Here is a 19,441-nt window from a genome sequence, read left to right on the forward strand (position 1 = left end):
AATGGGTTATTAACCCTAATTTCTATTTGAGTTCTTGATGAAAGGAAGGCAAAAGTCTGAATCAATATATGAGTTATTAACTCGGAGCGCTTGTCTTAGTGTACTCTTGCTTCCTTTCTCATTCTAAATTTAACAATAACAAATCTAAAGGAGCGGAGTCGAAATATGACTTGAATGGCGCTATACAGGCTTCGACTGAGTTTATCCTGAGCCCGACGAAGGGCTCAGCCTGACAAAAAAACACTAATTTGAGACAGCCCCTTCATAAACATTCGGAATATAAACCTATTCCACCAAACAGGTCAGGAAAACCTAAATAGCCACTAATCTATAGCTATATCTTCCTTCATTGTTTTTCTGTTAAACCTTCTGATGATTAAACGCGTACCTCTATCCTGACTAAAATAGTTTACAATCCAGTTCATCATGGTTACCAGTTTGTTTCTGAAACCTACCAAAAACAGTAGGTGTATAAACATCCAGGTTATCCACGCAAAAAATCCTTGAAACTTCCAGAATTTTAAATCTACTACCGCCTTATTTCTGCCTATTGTAGCCATAGATCCTTTATCAAAATAGTCAAAAGGCTTAGGTGTTTCTTTATTAATTATCCTGATGAGGTTGGCGGCAAGTTGCTGGCCTTGCTGTATGGCCACCTGAGCTACTCCCGGATGCCCGTGAGGAAACTTCTCTGTTTCCATGTACGAAATATCCCCAATAGCAAAAATATTGTTGTAGCCCTCTATAAGGTTGTAATCTGTGGTTTTTATCCTTCCGCCTCTTACTATCTGCGCATGTTCAAGACCGGGAATAATGGCACCTTTTACCCCGGCACTCCAGATAACGCTTTTGGTAGGTATAACATCGCCGTTTTTAAAGCTGATCTGTTCACCGTTGTACTGATCTACCATGGTATTGGTTAGTACAGTAACTCCCATCTCTTCTAAGAATTGCTGGGCTTTATAAGAGGCTTGCTCAGAGAAAGGGGGAAGTACCCGGTTAGCACCTTCTACAAGGAAAATCTTCATTTTACTGAAATCTATTTCGTCGTAGTCAGAAGGTAAAACGTGGTTGCGTAATTCTGCCAATGCCCCGGCGGTTTCAACACCGGTAGGACCGGCACCTACAATTACAAAGTTAAGGAAGGCTTGTTTGGCCTGTGCATTTTTTTCTATAACGGCTTCTTCAAAGTTCTGAAGTAAGAGTGAGCGTAAGTTAAGGGCTTCGGGCACAGACTTCATTGGCATAGAGAAATGTTCTATCTCTTTTTGTCCGAAAAAGTTGGTCTCAGAACCTGTGGCAATTACCAGATAGTCGTAATGGAAATCTCCTATGCTTGTGGTAACGCTGCTGCTTTCTGTATTTATTTGGGTAACGTTGGCTACCCTGAATTTGAAATTAGCTTGTTTTTGAAATATTTTCCGGATAGGGAAGGCAATGGAATCGGGTTCTAGTCCACCTGTTGCAACCTGATATAGTAAAGGCTGGAAAGTGTGGTAATTATGTTTGTCCAGCATAAGGACATTGACTTCTTTGTCTTTTAATTTTTTGGCTATTTGTATGCCTCCGAATCCACCTCCAATAATGATGACCTGTGGGAATTTAGAACTTCTGCTCTCCATCAATTGTGAATAAAATATTAGTACTGCAAATTTACCGTTTCTCTCTTTCTTATTCTCTCTGTTGAAGTAAGTTTTTACTTCAAGATTATATAGAGGTAAGATTTAATGTAAAACAAAAAAGGAGCCATCTTTAAAGACAGCTCCTTTTTTATCATTAATAATGTTATTAGTTTTTAGTGTCTTTAGATAAATCGACTACAATAGGGGTAGAGATACACAACGACGAGTATGTACCAATGATACGTCCTATTAGTAATGCAAAGATAAATCCGCGGATACTGTCTCCTCCAAAGATGAAGATGGCTAATAATACGAAGAATACGGTTAACGAGGTTAAGATGGTACGGCTTAATGTACTGTTTAACGCAAAGTTGATTAACTGTATTTTTTCTTCGCCATGAACGTCTTCTTTTCCGTGTTCTGATAAACGCTCACGGATACGGTCAAATACGATAACGGTCTCTGTCATGGTATAACCCATAACGGTTAATATTGCCGCAATAAAGTCCTGTCCAATTTCAAGAGGGAATGGCATTACTCCGTCTAAAATAGTATAGAAAGATAATACCAGCAATACGTCGTGGAATAGAGCTATAACAGCACCCATACCATATTGCCATTTTTTGAAACGTACCAGGATGTATATAAACATCACAATACAAGAGAATAAAATGGCTCCGTATGCTCCGTAAATAATATCACTTGCAATAGTAGGTGTTACTTTTTGCGAGCTGGAGATTTCGTATTTAACGCCTAATTCGTTTAATCCTTTCTTCAACGCATTTTCTACAATATTATCGGCATCCGGATTTTCATCAGAAATATGATAAGGAGTAGTGATTTTTAAAGAGTGATCTGTTCCGGCAGTTTTAACCAGAGCTTCTTCTCCTTCAAACTTCTCTGTTAATTTTTTGGCAACGTCTTCAGTACTTAATGCCTGATCAAATTTAACGATATAGGTTCTTCCTCCTTTAAAGTCAACACCTAAGTGTAAACCATCATTTTTGATATAGAAAATAATACCTAGTATGATGATGATAGAAGAGATAGCATAATATGTTTTACGATGCCCAACAAAGTTGAATGACAGATTTTTGAAAGCGTTACGTGTGATGTTATTATCAAAAGTAATAGTTGCTTTTCTCTCTATTAACGATTCGAAGATCCAACGAGAAATAAGTACCGCTGCAAATAAAGAGGTAATAATACCTATACATAGCGTTGTAGCAAAACCCTGTACCGGTCCTGAACCAAATATGAATAGAATAGCACCTAAGATAAACAGAGTTACGTTAGAGTCAATAATTGACGGCATAGCGTGTTTAAAACCTTCTCTGATAGCTGTAGTGGTATTCTTGCCTAAGGCTAATTCTTCACGGACACGCTCAAATATAAGGATGTTGGCATCCACCGATAAACCTATGGTGAGTACTATACCCGCAATACCAGGTAATGTAAGTACAAAACCAAAGGACGTGAGTATGCCCAGAATGAAGAATAGATTTATTACCAGTCCAATATTGGCAACCCAACCTGCTTTGTTGTAATAGAATGCCATGAAAACAAGGATAACAACAAATGCGATTACAAATGACATTAAACCACTTTCAATAGCTTGCTGACCTAATGACGGACCTACAACAAAGTCTGATACGATTTTAGCCGGAGCTGGTAATTTACCTGCTTTTAATACGTTGGCAAGGTCTTTTGTTTCTTCAACACTAAAGTTTCCAGATATGGAAGAAACACCGTTAGGAATTTCGCCACCTACACGAGGTGCTGTATAAACCATTTCGTCTAAAACGATGGCGATACATTTGTTATCGTCTTCGTTTCTTGGATCTCCGGCAGCAGCAGCTGTTATTCTTTTCCATTCTCTGGCACCTGAAGAGTTCATGGTCATGGTTACCTCAGGGTTACCTTTCTGGTCAAAGTCTTCTCTGGCGTTAGTAATAGATTCACCAGTTAAAACAGCACCATTATTTACACCACTTCCTTTTATAGCAAATAGTTCGAATACTTTAGCTTCTTTACTAATTGATTTTACACCCCACATCAATTTAACGCTAGGTGGAATCATCGCTTTAATATCCGGATCATTCAAATAGTGGTTAACCTGTGCAGTATCTTTTAAAGCTGCATAACCTACAACCGGACCTGGTCTCAGGCTTTGCTCGCCATTAGGACCTTGATAGGTAGCAGGACTTAATACAGAGAATAACGGGTTAGCTTTTGCCAAACTAGCCATATTGCTTGCAGAGTCTTTGTTTGTGCTGTCTTTTTTAGCACTTAACAAAGCTGGTTTGTTACCTTCTGCTATAGCAGTTGTTGTGTCTTGTTTAGCAGCAGCTTTAGGTTGTTCTTTAGGCTGTTTTGCGGCTAATACACCATTTATGTTCTGTAATAGAGGGAATATTTCGTGGTTTTCAAAAGTCTCGAAAAACTCAAGCTTTGCAGAACCTTGCAATAACTTACGTACACGTTCCTGATCTGTAACCCCAGGTAGTTCTACTAAGATTCTGTTAGAACTTAGCTGTAGCTGGATGTTAGGCTGGGTTACCCCAAATTTATCAATACGTGTTCTTAAGATGTTATAAGATCTTTCGATTGCAGAATTCGACTGTTTTTCAAGATAGCTTTTTACTTTAGCGTTAGAGTCGTCAAGTTTAATGTCAGACGAGTTGTCTTTAGTAGAGTAGAAAGCAGCTAGCTTACCATCCGGGTTCAGGTGCTCGTATTCACTAACGAACAATGATACCAAGCCTTCTCTGCTGGTGCTTAACTTTTGTTGCGCATTTTTTAGCGCTTCATTGAAAATTGGGTCTGCTGGATTATTGGCCAGGTTTCTTAACAATTCAGATAAATCTATCTCCATTGTTACGTTCATACCGCCTTTTAAGTCCAATCCAAGGGCCATTTCACGCTCTTTTACGTATTGGTAGTTATGCCCAAAAATAGGATAAACGGGTTGCGAAGAAATAGAATCCAGATAATTCTTCTCTTTAACAGGATCTCCCTGCGCAAACTCCTTTGCTTCTTTCTCAGCTTTTCTGGCGAAAAAAGTAAAGGATAATGAATACAAACTTAGTACAGATAATACAACTGTTGCAAACTTAATTAGTCCTTTGTTTTGCATTTTTGATTAATTATTTATTCTGCTTTTTTTATATAAGAGGGCAAAGCTAATATAATTTTTAAATTATAAAATCTCTGCTATTAATTTATTTATACTTAATTGCTATTTTTCTAAAATGAAGAAAGAATAGTTGTATGGGTGACGTTCGTCGGCTAGGTGATCTTCTCTGTAAATTTCATTCAATTCGTTCAAGTTTAGGTTGTTAAAAAATGCATCAGCATCAAATTTATGGTGTACTTTGGTAACGTAAAATTTTTGCGTATAAGGTAAAGCCTGTTTGTATATTTCGGCTCCGCCAATAATAAAAACTTCTTCTTCTGTTTGGCATTTTTCTAATGCTTCTTCTAAAGAATGTACCACTTCGATACCCTCTAATTTAAGGTTTTTGTCTCTCGAAACAACAATATTACGTCTTTTTGGTAAAGGTCGTCCAATAGAATCATAGGTTTTACGACCCATAATTATGGTGTGACCCGAAGTTTTTTCTTTGAAAAACTTCAAATCATTAGGTAAATGCCAGAGTAGCTGGTTGTTTTTTCCTATTGCATTATTCTCGTCTACAGCTACAATTATATTTAAGCTCATTAGTTTGTAAAGTTCATCGTTTCCCGTTCATGATTTTTCTAGTTCCCAATTCTCATTTCTTATCCCCGTTCATCATTCATTACTCTTAGCTTTCCAATTCATCATTCATAGTTTATAGTTCATGACTCCTGGTTTCCCAATTCATCATTTATTGTTCATCATTCTTAGTTTTTCCTGCTCATCACCTAAACCGCAACAATTCCTTTAATATGCGGATGCGGATCGTAGTTTTCCAGAGTAAAATCTTCGTATTTGAAATCGAAAATGTTTTTTACTTCAGGGTTGATACGCATAGTTGGCAATGGTCTGAAATCTCTCGAAAGTTGCAATTTAGCTTGTTCCAGATGGTTATTGTACAAATGGGCATCGCCCAGAGTATGTACAAAATCTCCCGGTTTTAAACCACATACCTGTGCTACGATTAGCGTTAATAAGGCGTATGAGGCAATATTAAACGGCACTCCCAGGAAAATATCTGCACTTCTTTGGTACAGCTGACAACTTAATTTACCATCGGCCACATAGAACTGGAAAAAGCTGTGACATGGAGGTAATGCCATGTTTTCTATTTCGGCAACATTCCAGGCAGATACTATAATTCTGCGGCTGTCGGGATTATTGCGAATCTGATCTATAATAAGAGATATCTGGTCTATATGCCTGCCGTCAGGTGTAGGCCACGAACGCCATTGCGAACCGTATACCGGACCTAAATTTCCTTCCTCATCTGCCCATTCATCCCATATTCTAACACCATTTTCTTTAAGGTATTTGATATTGGTGTCGCCACTTAAAAACCAAATTAACTCGTGTATAATAGATTTTAAGTGCAACTTTTTTGTGGTCAATAAAGGAAAACCCTCTTCGAGATTAAAACGCATTTGATAACCAAATACACTAATTGTCCCTGTACCCGTCCTGTCATGTTTTTGATTGCCGTTTTCCAGCACATGACGCATTAAGTCATGATATTGTTTCATCTCTTTTTGGAAGTTTAAAGCTAATGTTTTCGCAAATTAAATATATTTGCTGATATCTCTAAATTTCTCTAAAAATATGATCTGCTTTCCTAACGCAAAAATTAATATTGGATTAAATGTACTGAGTAGAAGAACTGACGGTTACCATAACCTGGAAACTATTTTTTATCCGATTAAAATTAACGATGCGCTGGAGGTGATAGAAGCTGCTGAGATGGGATTTGAAACATCAGGTATTCCTATTCCGGGCTATGCAAATGAGAACTTGTGTTTACGGGCTTACGAGTTGATGCGGAAGGATTTTGATTTACCCAACATTAGAATACATCTGCATAAAAACATTCCGATAGGAGCGGGACTAGGAGGGGGCTCTTCGGATGCGGCGTTTTTTATTAAGCTTATTAACGATAAGTTTGGTTTGGAGATAGCTAAAGAACAGATGCTGGGGTATTGCAAGGTACTGGGCGCAGATTGTTCTTTTTTTATAGAAAACAGACCTGTATTTGCTCAGGGAATAGGAGACGAGTTTGAGCCTTTGGATATAGATCTTTCTCCCTATCATTTGGTTCTTGTTAAACCGGATGTGCATGTATCTACCGGAGAAGCTTATCGAGGGGTGAAATATAGCGAACCGGTAAATCCGCTGAAAACTTTGGTACGCTTGCCTGTAGAGGAGTGGAATTGTAATATTAAAAACGATTTTGAACCTCATATATTTAACAGCCATCCTCAAATAAGATTGGTGAAGGCAAACTTACTGGAGGCAGGGGCTTTGTTTGCATTAATGAGCGGCAGTGGATCTTCGGTGTTCGGTGTTTTTAATGAAAAACCAGATTTGAGCATGATGGACGAATCTTGTCTGGTTTATAGTGATATTTAAAAACGTTAATTCTTTTTTATACAGATAATTAGTATCTTAAACGTCAGTTTTTTGTTTTATCTGTATAATATGGAAATTCAATTCAAACGTCTGCACCACATTTTATTAACTGTTCCTGTTGGAAAAATACAGGAGGCCAGAGATTTCTATGCGAACGCTGTTGGCTTGCAGGAAATAGAGGGACAACATCCCAATGGAGCTATATGGTTCCAAATGGGGGATGTAGAACTGCATTTACTGGAAGAAGATAAAGGAGGGTTATACTCCAATCATCCGGCATTTGAAATTAAAGGACTTTCGGCCATTAGAGAACATTTTCTGACTAAAGGATTAGAGTTATCTTACCCGCCAAAAATAGAAGGACGGGAAAGGTTTTTTATCAGAGACCCGTTTGGAAACAGAGTAGAGTTTATCGAATTTATTTAGGAAAGACTTTTAATGGTGGCGAAGTAGGGTATGGGAGCCTGTTGGAATCTACTGGCGTATCCATGACTTTACTTCGTCCAGATAGCTGTTACCAATAGGAAGCTCCATATCAAGTATACTTATTTTTTTATTCTTAATGGATTTAACTTTCTGAATAGCTATGATATAGCTTTTATGGACCCGTTTAAATTGATCTGCTGGAAGCTTGCTTAATATTTTTTTTAGGGACATTAAGGTCATTACCGGTTTTCGGTTATTGCAATGTATTCTTATATAATCCTCCATACCTTCGATATACTCTATATCTGAAAAGTTTATTTTAACCATAGCATACTCAGAATATACATAAATGGCACCCTCAGAAATACCGTGTTTATACCTGTACTGGGCTATAGCTTTTTGTACACCTTTTTCGAACCGGTTAAAGTCTATGGGTTTTACGAGATAATCCGTAGCCGACAGTTCGAAGCCTTCATAAGCAAATTGTTTGTAAGCCGTTGTAAATATTACCGCGGTATCTGTTTTGAGGAACTTAACCAGCTCTATACCGTTAATGTCGGGCATATTAATATCAACGAGAAGAATGTCTGTCTGGTTTTTTTTAAGATATTCAATAGCTGCCACAGCATTTTCGAAAGTCTCGCAAAGCTTCAACGAAGGAATCCTCGCAATATATTCCTTTAGAAGATCTAAGGCCAATGGCTCGTCATCTATGGCAACACATTTGAGAATCATGGTCAGGTAGTAGAGTTCAGGTTTAAATGGACAATAAACAGGTCTTCTGTTTCTTTTATAAGTAAACGATGACGATTGGGATAAAGGTATTGTAATCTTTTTCTTGAATTAGAAATTCCTATTCCCGGGCTTTCAATCATATGATTATTAGGGAATATATGGTTGATGGACCGGAACGAAATATTTTCTTGATTCACAAGTATCTTTATCAGTATTTCTGAAGATTGGTTTTTGCTGATGCCATACTTGAAAGCATTTTCAATGAAAGAAATAAAAATTAATGGTGGAACTTGTTGGTGTTCAATTTTTCCTTCCACATCAAAAATAACATTGGTTTCTTTACCTAATCTTAATCGTTGTAAATTGATATAATCTCTGATAAATTCAATCTCTTTCTGTAGAGGGATAAAGTCTGAATTGGCTTTGTCTGTAATAAAATGCATGATGTTAGAAAGTTGCATGATGCTATTTGGGGTGTTTTTACTACCCGTAACAGATAAGCTATAGATGTTGTTTAAAGTGTTAAACAGAAAATGTGGATTTATCTGGGCTTTAAGAAAGGAAAGTTCTGCACTTACCTTTTCTGCTTCCATCCGTAATGCTTTTTGCTCGGTATATTGCCATCTTCTTATAAACTGATAAGATAGTCCGATAGCGATAATGATGATAAAGAAAAAAGTGCTGCCAATATCTATTATCCTTTTTCTAGGCGGTTTAAACATAGGCTTTTTGGCCATGTTTGGATTAAATGGTATCATGTTGTCTCCTTTTTTGATATAAAGAGGGGCTGATACAGGCCATTTTCTTACAACCGAATGCATGAGTGTGTCAAAAGGTTTTAACACAAATACAAGTATAATAAAGAGAAGCAGAACTGATCCTATGTAGAGCAGGTACTTTTTTAGAAAAAGTAATTTGGGAATGAGAACGTAAGTATGAATACAAAAAATGAAAATAAAGAGCAGGCAGAACTGAAAGTACTGCCATGAACCAATTATTAGAGAAGGTTTTGTGGGGTCTAGATGGAGCAGGAAGAGTAAAGGAGAACACAAAAAGAGCAACCAACAGAATATATGAATCAGAATAGAAGTGAGCCTGAATTGAAACATGAATGTAGTTTTACCCGTTTTGTGTTCTGAAATCATCTCTTGTTAATTTTCTCCATCAGGAGCTACACCATTTGGATCATAACGCCACAGATCATCAAATCTGCTGCTACCGGTTCTTCCGGTACCAACGTATCCGTATCCGTCTATAGAAAAACCAATAGCCTCGCTTCTTACGCTACCTTCAAAGGTATCCATTTGTTCCCAATAATCACTGCCTACATGGTAAACCCAAAGGTCTCCTAAAGAAGCTCCATTATTTCCAACGGCTAAATACCCCTTATTGCCTATGGTAAACGTTGATGCAGATTGGCGGCCAAGACTATAGTTATAGGTGGAGTTCTGGTAAAGACTGTTTAAAGAAGTCCATTGGTCATTTTGAGGGTCGTAAGCATAAAAGTCGGTATTGTATATACCGTTGTTTATTCCGCCACCTACATAAGCTTTTCCATCAATTACAAAAGAAAAAGCATTTACTCTTTTATTTCCGGGAATAGAAGATACCTGTGTCCAGGAATCAGTCGTTGGATTGTATTCATAAAAATCTTTGTAATTATTCAGGTCAGAACCACAGCCAACATATCCCTTTCCGTTAAGCGCAAATGCTACGGCTCCGTATCTTGCTTCGGCAGGGAAATCAGCAATTTTAGACCATTGATCAGTCGTTGGATTGTAAGCATAAAAATCTTTAAGAGCCGCAGTTCCGTTAGATCCTGTACCTACATAACCGATACCATTTACTGAAAATCCTACTGAATACATTCTGGCCTCTCCGGGAAAATCACTTACCCGATACCAGTTGTTTTTGCTGGGTTCAAACTTCCAGACATCTTTTAATCTGTTGGTACCATCAAACCCTGTACCAACGTATGCAATGTTATTTGCAACAAAACAAAAGGCTGCACTACGTGGAACACCTTCGAAGTCTGAGCTTCTTTCCCATTCTCCGTCGTTGTCGGTACTGTCACTTTTTTTGCAGGCTGAAGCCAGTGTAAGCAACAAACAAGCAATTATTGAAAAATTCCTAAACATGTTAAAGTTTTGTGTATGTGATTATTAATTTGATTTTATTTAGACTGCTGTTTTGTATGGTTAATTGTTCAAGCGTATTGAAAAGCTGAGCAGTGGAATAGGATAACAATAGTGAGCCTCCATTTTTTTCGTTTTTTCGTATGTTGTTGATACTGCTTGTAAGGTTAAAGCTGTAATAATATTGGTCGTAAGCGGCGTTTTTTCTTACCAAACTGCCATACTGGATGTCACTGGCAGAATTAAATGCATATATATACGATTGAGGGATATTGTTCTTGTTTGCCTGAAATAAAATCAGCTGTTTGGGTAACAGGTTGATATTGCTTTCTGCGGCAGGGATTCTCAGTTCTACATGATTAACGGCATAGTCTGGATGGGTATCATAAAAATATTGCAGATAAGGAATGGTTATTTTAGTGACAATTCCCAATCCTGATTGTACAAGCATGATATCGGAAGTTAACGTAGAGGATAAACTTTTTTTCTGATCAGACAAATAATCTAAAGTAGGCAGGTTATCCAATGGCTCAATCTGATTATATTTCAGACTGGAATTAGGCGAAAAGCTAATCTTACCTTCATTTCTTAATCCGGTAGTCTCATTCAGATAGGAGTAATGTAGATTGAGGAATAAAGAGTCGCTTCTAATACCAACCATATTTTGGTTAGTAGGTGCAGATATGAGTACCAGACCTTTGAAATAATTCAGGAACTCCTCGGCGTTGGTAAATCGGCTATCTTTATCCAGGATGTATTGAAACCACTCTTCTCCCATACTTTTAGGCAGTGTAAAAGAAAGACTGTCCTGGATGTGAGGTTTGGGAATATAGCTTTTTGAAGCTAATGGGGTGGTATAGTAGCCTATCTTAGAAATATTATACAATGATTGAGAACCTCCGAAAACAGGTTTCTCATCTTCATCCAGATAAGCAGGTATTTCACGTAAGGCTATATTTTCAGAAAGTTCATGAAGATAGAGCGTTTGTGTTTTGGTGGTGTCTCCATAGGAGTATTTGTCCAGATAAAACACCACGTTGACAGAATCTAGTCTTAATTCCTTCGATTCAGGAGCACTTACCGAGCCCAGATCCAGTTGAATATAGCTTTTGGTGCGTATGGTGCCAGTTATGTCGTTTTTTATGGTACCTAATAACATTCTATTATTTCCGGATGTGGGAATAGAATCGAACTTTACCGTATAAGATGCTACTGAAAATGAGTCTAACTGATCAATTCCTATAGGATCAAAATTATTTAAGGTAACCTGATTGTCTTTGGAGCATCCTCCTGTTAAAAACACTATAAAAGTAAGTAAAAGCAATAGCCTCATCAGTCAATTAAATTGATGTGTGAGCAAAAGAAAACAATTAACCCACATTGGAAAGGTAAGAATCGATGAACGTGATGTTTGTCTAGATGATCATAGCATTTTTAAATATCATCTAAACGGAATGGTGTTATAATAAATGAAATTACCTCAGAGGTAGATTAAGTTTGTAAGGCGTGGTTATTTTAAAGAGGTGCATAGTTTAATAGTCCATTGTCGATAGAACGTAGTTTATTGTCAAACATTGAGCATTAAAAATTCAACATTCTAAACAGTTCATCATCCATAGTTTTAAAGATCATCATTCCTAATTCAACAGTTCATCGTCTCTTGTTATTTGTTCATCGCTAAAGCAGTTCATAGTTTAAAATAGTCCATTGTCCATGGTCGATAGAACGTAGTTTATTGTCAAACATTGAGCATTAAAAATTCAACATTCTAAACAGTTCATCATTCCTAGTTTTAAAGATCATCATTCCTAATTCAACAGTTCTTCATTAAAAACGCAGTCAGGCTGAGGCTTTCGAAGCCCCATAAAAAGCTTATTATTAAATTCAGGCGAGAACAGCGTTAGAAGCTATTTTATATTACCAGTAATGGCATAGTCGTTTTGTCCAAGTACCACTACTTTTTGGAATTTGTTTATGCGGTAAAGAGAATCGGGGATATATTCGAGGACTTCGTGGCTATCGTATAGATAATTGCTTACGTTGTTCTCGATTTTAAAATGTAAGGGACGGTTTTCCGTATCAAAAGAAATCTCTATTTTTCTTGTTCTGAGCTTATCTTCCAGAGCGGTGTAAGTCGTTTTATAAGAGGTGCTGTCTTTCCGGTAGCTTCTTCTCCATGAAGATTTATTGATATCCGAATCAATAAACAAAGCAAACTCCTGATGCCAGTCCTCAATTTTTACCTCTTTTTCTTCTACCTGCTTATTATAAGAAATGTTTTTGTGAACAGTAGGGTTAAGGTTGGAGAGTTTATCTGCTTCCTTTTCAAAATATCCTTTGATATTAAAATAAGAAAGTTCATGCTGTCCGGGAGTTTTGTCTCCGGACTTGCATGAACTTAAAAATAAGATGAAAATCGGTAATAACCTTGATATATTCATTTACGATACTAAAACGTCACCTGACATTTCCTGAGGAATGTCTATACCCATTATTTTCAAGATAGTAGGAGCTATATCTCCCAGTTTACCATCTTTTACAGATTTGTAATCTTCGTCTATTAAAATACAAGGCACAAGATTAGTGGTATGTGCTGTATTTACAGAGCCATCATCGTTAACCATATAATCTGCGTTACCATGGTCTGCAATAATGATGAACGAATAACCATTTTCTATACCTGTTTTTATAACAGCTTCTGCACAGCTATCTACAGTTTCTACTGCCTTAACAACGGCATCAAATACTCCTGTATGACCTACCATGTCTGGATTAGCGAAATTCAGACAGATAAAATCAGCCCATCCTTTTTGAAGCTCAGGAATAATGGCATCTTTGATTTCATTGGCACTCATTTCAGGTTTCAGATCGTAAGTAGCAACCTTAGGAGAAGGTACCAGTAATCTTTTTTCGTTATCAAATTCTTTCTCTCTTCCTCCAGAGAAGAAAAAAGTTACGTGAGGGTATTTCTCCGTTTCGGCAATCCTGATCTGGTTCTTTCCAGCCTTTTCTATCACTTCGCCTAATGTCATTCTCAGATCGTCCTTTTCAAATGCAACCTGTACACCTTTAAAAGTGTCATCGTAATTAGTCATGGTTACATAATGAAGGTGTAGAGGTTTCATGTTTTGTTCAGGAAATTCTTTTTGTGTTAACGCTAAAGTAATTTCCCTGCCTCTGTCTGTTCTGAAATTAAAACAGATTACCACATCATCGTTTTCTATTTTAGCTAAAGGATTACCATTGGTATCGCAAACTACCATCGGTTTAACAAATTCATCGGTAATGCCTTCTGCGTAAGATTCCTGTATACCTTCAATTACAGACTGAACTTTCTTGCCTTCGGCGTTAACCATAACATCGTAAGCCAATTTTACTCTTTCCCATCTATTGTCTCTGTCCATGGCATAATAACGGCCTATTGCTGTTGCTAAATTTCCTGCAGAGTGTTGAAGATGGTCGTTTAACTCCGTAATAAAGCCCAGTCCAGAATTAGGATCGGTATCCCTGCCATCTAAAAAAGCATGGATAAATACATCTGTTAAGCCAAATTCTTTGGCAGTATCGCAAAGTCCTTTCAAGTGGTTAATATGCGAATGCACCCCACCATCAGAAACAAGACCTATAAAATGAACTTTTTTACCGTTGGCTTTAGCATAATCAAAAGCTCCTTTGATTGCTTTATTGGTAGAAAACTCTTTTTCTTCTACCGCTTTGTTAATACGTCCCAGTTCCTGGTAAACCACACGTCCTGCACCAAGGTTCATGTGCCCAACTTCGGAGTTTCCCATTTGACCTTCGGGAAGCCCTACAGCAGTTCCGGAAGCGACTAATTTACTATGTGGATACTGTTGTAAACAACTGTTAAAAAAAGGTGTTTTTGCCGCTAAAATGGCATTTGATGAATCGTTACGGCCGTATCCCCAACCGTCTAAAATGATAAGTGCAACTTTTTTATTTTTCACAAAGCAAATATAATATTTTAATGTAAAGCTTTTTTTAAAATTGTTTTCTTCGTAATTTAAGCCTATTATTGGAGGCAATTTTGCGCATTAAATTTGTTAGGTATGAAAAAGTATTTGTCTATACTGTTCTTGGTGGTTGTTGGCCAAACGGCTTTTGCCGATATCATAGACGATGTGGCGCAAAGTTTTAAAAATGGTAATGCAAAATCATTGGCTCAGTATTTTGCCTCTTCAATTGAATTGAGCATGCTTAATCAGGAAGATGTTTATTCGAGTGCACAGGCTGAGATTATTTTTAAAGATTTTTTTCAGAAAAACACACCCGTATCTACTAGAGTTATCCATAAAGTAACCTCCAATGCAAATTATAAATTCGGAGTTATATTGTTGTCAACCAGTAAGAATAACTATAGAATAAGCTATGAGCTGAAGAGTGCATCTGGGAAATTTCTTATTACACAGGTAAGAATAGAAGAGAACAAAGAATAATAGGCTTAAAAAAATTTATATTTTTGCGACTGGATCAAAACAAACCAAAATTTTGGATCGAGAAATTATTCAACAAATCATAAAGTCTGCGTTAGCAGAGGATGTAGGAGACGGAGATCATACATCTTTATCAACAATACCTGTTGCAGCCAGGGGTAACGCAAAATTATTAGTTAAGGAGGAAGGGACTATTGCAGGAGTAGAACTTGCGCTTGAAGTTTTTAAAGAGGTTGATAAAGATCTTGAAGTTGAAGTCCTGATCAATGACGGAGAAGAGGTGAAACCCGGAGATATTGTTCTATATGTTTCGGGGAGTGTACAATCTATACTGGTGGCAGAGCGTTTAGTATTAAACCTGATGCAAAGAATGAGCGGTATAGCTACCACTACACATCGTATTGTAGCTGAGCTGCAAGGTACCGGAACACAGGTTCTGGATACCAGAAAAACAACCCCTAACCTGAGGTATCTGGAGAAATGGGCGGTTAGAATAGGCGGAGGTGTAAATCATAGGATAGGATTATACGATATGATCCTGATTAAGGATAATCACGTAGATTATGCCGGTGGAATTGAAGCGGCTGTTAAGGCAGCAAAAGCTTATCTGCTGCGCACTAATAAAAAACTACAGATAGAAGTTGAAGTAAGAAGCTTGCAGGAGCTTGAACAGCTTTTGGCTGTAGGAGGGGCAGACCGTGTGTTGTTGGACAACTTTAGTTTTGACGATTTGAAGAAAGCAGTGGCTATGGTCAACAAAACTATTCCTACAGAAGCTTCTGGAGGTATTACGCCAGAGAATGTGTTGGAATATGCCCGTTGTGGTGTAGATTACATTTCTATGGGGGCACTTACACATTCTGTAAAAAGTCTTGATTTGAGTTTGAAAGCAGTTGTAAATTAGCTATATAGCATAGGATGATATCTGTATATTCGATAGGCGCTATTCTTTTAGCTTATATTTTTGGGTCTATACCAACCGCGGTTTGGATAGGTCAGGCATTTTACGGGGTAGACGTAAGAGAGTACGGAAGTGGAAATGCCGGTGCAACCAATACTTTTAGGGTGTTGGGTAAAAAGGCAGGTATTCCTGTTATGTTGATTGATATTCTGAAAGGCTGGACAGCTACCAATCTGGCTTATTTTATAGGACTTTCTGTTACTGGTCCGGAGCATTCTGTACAGTATGTTAATTACCAGTTAGCCTTGGGGATTGTGGCCGTAATGGGGCATTTGTTTCCCGTGTTTGCTGGCTTCAGGGGCGGTAAAGGTATTGCAACCTTGTTTGGAATGGTTTTGGCAGTACATCCCCAGGCAGCATTACTATGCGTTTTGGTATTTGTTATTGTGTTATTAACTACCAATTACGTGTCGTTGAGCTCTATTTTGGCAGGAGTAACTTTTCCGGTTAGTCTGATATTTGTGTTTCATGTACCCGTTAAAGCATTAATTATATATGGGATGTGTATATGTGTGCTTATATTGGTTACCCACCAAAAGAATGTGGAGCGGCTGCTGAAAGGAAAAGAATCAAAAGTAAATTTGTTTGGAAAAAAGAAAAGTTAAGGTCATGATAAGCAAAACAATCAAAGGGATGGCGATGGCGTCAATGGTTTTGTTGGCAACTTCTTGCTCTACTGTTCCGTTGACGGGACGTATGCAGGCCAGTTTGGTAAGTGATGGGGAAATGAATACTTTGGCGGCTACGAGCTATAAAGAGTTTTTAACAGAAAACTCTAAAAATGTAATTACCAATACAGCCGAAGCAAAAAAAGTAAAAGATATAGGGAATAAGATAGCGGCGGCTGTGACTAAATATATGAATGATAACGGCCTGGGAAACCAAATAGCCGATTTTCAGTGGGAATTTAACCTGGTTAAGAGTAATGAGGTGAATGCATGGTGTATGCCGGGAGGTAAAGTGGCTGTTTTTACAGGAATACTTCCTAAAACATTGAATGATGCGGGACTGGCTACGGTGATGGGGCATGAAATTGCACATGCTATTGCCAGACATTCAGCAGAACGTTATTCGCAGCAGATGATAGCAGCAGGTATAGGTAATCTGGCAGGAGCTGCTGTAGCAAAAACAGAATCAGGAAAAGCTATTTTTGATCAGGTATTTGGTGTAGGGGCACAAGCAGGTGTTTTATTACCTAATTCCAGAAAACAAGAAGCAGAAGCAGATAGGTTGGGACTTACTTTTATGGCAATGGCAGGATACGATCCGGCACAAGCTGTTTTCTTTTGGGAAAGAATGTCGTCAGGCAATGCGGCATCTACGCCTGAGTTTTTGAGTACGCACCCTAGTGATGCCAGTCGTATAGCTAATATTAAAAAATATTTACCCGAAGCGTTAGCCTATTATAAAAAGTAAAGAGATTTTTTACTGAAATAGCGCAATAATAAAGAGGTTGGGAAAGAGCTATATCAAAAGAACCTTGTCATCCCGAGCGTAGTCGAGGGATCTCTTTCAGCAGTACTTAGGGAAGAGATTTCTCTTTGCTATACTCATCAAAATGACAAGGTTTTTATTTTTGATACAGCTGTTACAGTTGGAAGAAAAAACAATGGAAATATTGAGCTGGTAGAAATATCCCTGTTGGGGTAATAAAGTCTGAATACCGTGAAAGAAACTCCTGATATCATAGACCTACTATTCAAATCAAATCTGTGTGATATCCAATAATCCTGTATAATCCGTGATTCAGACAAAATATGAGTAAACAGAAAGAGCGAAAGAAAAACGAAGACTGATAGTTAATAATTCATTGTTTCTCATTCATAGTTAAAAGATCCTCCTTCAAAAGTTTTTTATAATCTGTCTTCCCAATCCTGTCTTTTTCTGTCTTGAGCGGAGTCGAAGGCTCTCTTTTACAGTAATACCTCTATTCCGTTATTCTGGCCACAATGGAGGGGTCTTCCTCAAAAGTCCTTCTGACAAAAAAAATGGAGCAAGCTATTTCATTATATTCCAGCCGAAAAGATAATGATCTTTGGTTTTTAGATGGCTTCTTTCTATAGTTGGCTTAAATATTTTAACCCTGTATAATGGGGATCTAAATAGACTTAGTATAAGAAAATGCTACTTATATTATGGGATAATTATGGTTTTTTAAGGTTATTCTGTTTAAAATCAATATTTTATATCCTTAAATCAATATTTTTTAAATAAGAATCAATATAATAGAGAGCTCCTTTTTAAAAGAATTAGTTTTAAATAATTTAATTCGATATCAAAAAAAGTGATAATTTTATTGCGTTAATTCATTGTCTAGTGACCAATTTTTACGACACACTTGTAATTGGAGGCGTTTTTACCAGTTTTTTAACCAGTATTTTACTTTTTACAAAAGGAAGGTATCAATTACATGCTAACCGTCTTTTGGGGGTAGTTATTTTTGCATGGGGATGGTATGGTTTACTGTACTTTCTGATTACTACAGGCTGGATAAAAGCAATACCTGAAATATATAGGATAGGGAGTCCCCTATATTATTTGATACCCCCATGTAGCTATTTGTACATGCGGAGTATCTTATTGAATCAGACCCAATTTAAGAAATACGATTGGTTACATTTTTTGCCTGCTTTGATAAACCTTATAGATCTATTGCCCTTTTATTTTTTAGATAGCGGGGCCAAGAGAGAAGTTGTGAATGCGATTATAAATAATTTCAGCCTTTCTTATCAGAAAGGATCCGGGTTTATTCCTGCTTTCTGGCATTTTCAGCTCCGATGGATGTTAGGTGTTGCCTACCTTGTAGTTCAATGGCGTTTATTGCTGCGTGTTAAGAGAGAAGAAGTGTTGTATCAGTTTAAAACAGTAATTCGTTGGCTGGTTACTTTTGTAAGCTTTAATACGGTTATTTACGTGGGATTGGGTATAATGTCTGTTATTGCCTGGATAAATTTAGGGGAACCCGTGAATATTTTGTTGTCTGGCAGATCTATTCCTACTTTATTACAGATTGTTGGATTTATGTGCATGAGCGTTTACCTCTTTTTTAAACCAGAAGTTTTATATGGCTTGTCAGAGGAATCATCCGTTCCGTTGGTGAAAAGTGAAGAAATGACAGAAGCCAATAAGCCAAGGTTTATCGTTTCTGAAAAAACATTTGCACCCGAACTGATAGAATCTTATCTGAATCAGATAGAGGATTATATACAGACAGAGAAGCCTTTTAAAAGGCATGGTTTTACAGTAAGTGAACTGGCTAATGAACTAAATATGCCGCTTCACCATCTTTCGTATGTGCTTAATAGCCATCTTAAACAACGCTTCACCGATTTTATCAATGGTTATCGGGTAAGTTATGTTATAGATAGGATAGATAGTAACCAGTGGCGTTCCTTTACATTAGAAGCATTAGCCAAAGAAGCAGGTTTTTCTTCAAGAAGTACATTTTTTTCAGCATTTAAGAAAGTAACAGGAGTAAGTCCTTCTGCTTATATACAATCCAAAAAATAACTTATAACAATTAAAAGTTA

The 19,441-nt window shown here is 37.3% G+C and carries 17 protein-coding genes; 7 read left to right on the top strand and 10 right to left on the bottom strand.

Annotation, left to right across the window (positions count from 1 at the left end; all coding sequences use genetic code 11):
• Window positions 1–323 precede the first annotated feature (323 nt).
• The 4 genes from ACFSAH_RS16475 to ACFSAH_RS16490 all read right to left on the bottom strand — a co-directional run bounded on the left by ACFSAH_RS16475 (window position 324) and on the right by ACFSAH_RS16490 (window position 6,323).
• A complete protein-coding gene (locus ACFSAH_RS16475) occupies window positions 324–1,622 on the bottom strand; it encodes an NAD(P)/FAD-dependent oxidoreductase (protein ID WP_379663839.1) in 1,299 nt (432 codons plus the stop codon).
• 166 nt (window positions 1,623–1,788) lie between these two features.
• A complete protein-coding gene (secDF, locus tag ACFSAH_RS16480) occupies window positions 1,789–4,758 on the bottom strand; it encodes a protein translocase subunit SecDF (protein ID WP_379663840.1) in 2,970 nt (989 codons plus the stop codon).
• A 102-nt stretch (window positions 4,759–4,860) separates the two neighbouring features.
• The gene (locus tag ACFSAH_RS16485; RefSeq protein WP_379663841.1) at window positions 4,861–5,343 is read right to left on the bottom strand and encodes a dihydrofolate reductase; all 483 of its coding nucleotides are present in this window, start codon (window positions 5,341–5,343) and stop codon (window positions 4,861–4,863) included.
• 185 nt (window positions 5,344–5,528) lie between these two features.
• On the bottom strand, window positions 5,529–6,323 hold the full coding sequence (locus ACFSAH_RS16490; RefSeq protein WP_379663842.1) for a thymidylate synthase: 795 nt from the start codon (window positions 6,321–6,323) through the stop codon (window positions 5,529–5,531).
• Window positions 6,324–6,399: 76 nt separating this feature from the next.
• Here ACFSAH_RS16490 and ispE point away from each other — a divergent pair, with 76 nt between their 5' ends.
• A complete protein-coding gene (gene ispE / locus ACFSAH_RS16495; protein ID WP_379663843.1) occupies window positions 6,400–7,203 on the top strand; it encodes a 4-(cytidine 5'-diphospho)-2-C-methyl-D-erythritol kinase in 804 nt (267 codons plus the stop codon).
• 69 nt (window positions 7,204–7,272) lie between these two features.
• Entirely contained in the window at window positions 7,273–7,629 is a 357-nt protein-coding gene (locus ACFSAH_RS16500) for a VOC family protein (protein ID WP_379663844.1), read from the top strand.
• 48 nt (window positions 7,630–7,677) lie between these two features.
• Here ACFSAH_RS16500 and ACFSAH_RS16505 read toward each other — a convergent pair whose 3' ends face one another.
• The 6 genes from ACFSAH_RS16505 to gpmI form a co-directional block, all read right to left on the bottom strand.
• Window positions 7,678–8,364 carry a LytR/AlgR family response regulator transcription factor gene (locus ACFSAH_RS16505; RefSeq protein ID WP_379663845.1) on the bottom strand — a complete coding sequence of 229 codons (687 nt, stop codon included), beginning with the start codon at window positions 8,362–8,364 and terminating at the stop codon, window positions 7,678–7,680.
• A 2-nt stretch (window positions 8,365–8,366) separates the two neighbouring features.
• Complete coding sequence (locus ACFSAH_RS16510) at window positions 8,367–9,122, bottom strand: sensor histidine kinase (RefSeq protein ID WP_379663846.1); 756 nt, start codon at window positions 9,120–9,122, stop codon at window positions 8,367–8,369.
• Between the two features lie 393 nt (window positions 9,123–9,515).
• Window positions 9,516–10,502 carry a Kelch repeat-containing protein gene (locus ACFSAH_RS16515; protein ID WP_379663847.1) on the bottom strand — a complete coding sequence of 329 codons (987 nt, stop codon included), beginning with the start codon at window positions 10,500–10,502 and terminating at the stop codon, window positions 9,516–9,518.
• Between the two features lies 1 nt (window position 10,503).
• On the bottom strand, window positions 10,504–11,832 hold the full coding sequence (locus ACFSAH_RS16520) for a DUF4270 family protein (RefSeq protein ID WP_379663848.1): 1,329 nt from the start codon (window positions 11,830–11,832) through the stop codon (window positions 10,504–10,506).
• Window positions 11,833–12,406: 574 nt separating this feature from the next.
• Window positions 12,407–12,940, bottom strand: coding sequence for a hypothetical protein (locus ACFSAH_RS16525; RefSeq protein ID WP_379663849.1), 534 nt, complete (start codon window positions 12,938–12,940; stop codon window positions 12,407–12,409).
• A complete protein-coding gene (gpmI, locus tag ACFSAH_RS16530) occupies window positions 12,941–14,464 on the bottom strand; it encodes a 2,3-bisphosphoglycerate-independent phosphoglycerate mutase (protein WP_379663850.1) in 1,524 nt (507 codons plus the stop codon).
• A 102-nt stretch (window positions 14,465–14,566) separates the two neighbouring features.
• On the opposite strand from gpmI, the gene ACFSAH_RS16535 reads away from it, so the two are divergent.
• The 5 genes from ACFSAH_RS16535 to ACFSAH_RS16555 all read left to right on the top strand — a co-directional run bounded on the left by ACFSAH_RS16535 (window position 14,567) and on the right by ACFSAH_RS16555 (window position 19,421).
• Window positions 14,567–14,953, top strand: a complete 387-nt coding sequence (locus ACFSAH_RS16535) for a DUF4783 domain-containing protein (protein ID WP_379663851.1) — start codon at window positions 14,567–14,569, stop codon at window positions 14,951–14,953.
• Window positions 14,954–15,005: 52 nt separating this feature from the next.
• A complete protein-coding gene (gene nadC, locus ACFSAH_RS16540; RefSeq protein ID WP_379663852.1) occupies window positions 15,006–15,854 on the top strand; it encodes a carboxylating nicotinate-nucleotide diphosphorylase in 849 nt (282 codons plus the stop codon).
• 14 nt (window positions 15,855–15,868) lie between these two features.
• Window positions 15,869–16,516, top strand: a complete 648-nt coding sequence (plsY, locus tag ACFSAH_RS16545) for a glycerol-3-phosphate 1-O-acyltransferase PlsY (protein WP_379663853.1) — start codon at window positions 15,869–15,871, stop codon at window positions 16,514–16,516.
• Between the two features lie 4 nt (window positions 16,517–16,520).
• Window positions 16,521–17,327: a M48 family metallopeptidase gene (locus ACFSAH_RS16550; protein ID WP_379663854.1), complete on the top strand. Its 807-nt coding sequence runs from the start codon at window positions 16,521–16,523 to the stop codon at window positions 17,325–17,327.
• Window positions 17,328–18,227: 900 nt separating this feature from the next.
• Entirely contained in the window at window positions 18,228–19,421 is a 1,194-nt protein-coding gene (locus tag ACFSAH_RS16555) for a helix-turn-helix domain-containing protein (RefSeq protein ID WP_379663855.1), read from the top strand.
• The last annotated feature ends 20 nt before the right edge of the window (window positions 19,422–19,441 follow it).

Origin of the sequence: Pseudopedobacter beijingensis (assembly GCF_042678145.1) — a bacterium.
In the GTDB taxonomy this organism is placed as follows: Bacteria; Bacteroidota; Bacteroidia; order Sphingobacteriales; family Sphingobacteriaceae; genus Pseudopedobacter; species Pseudopedobacter beijingensis.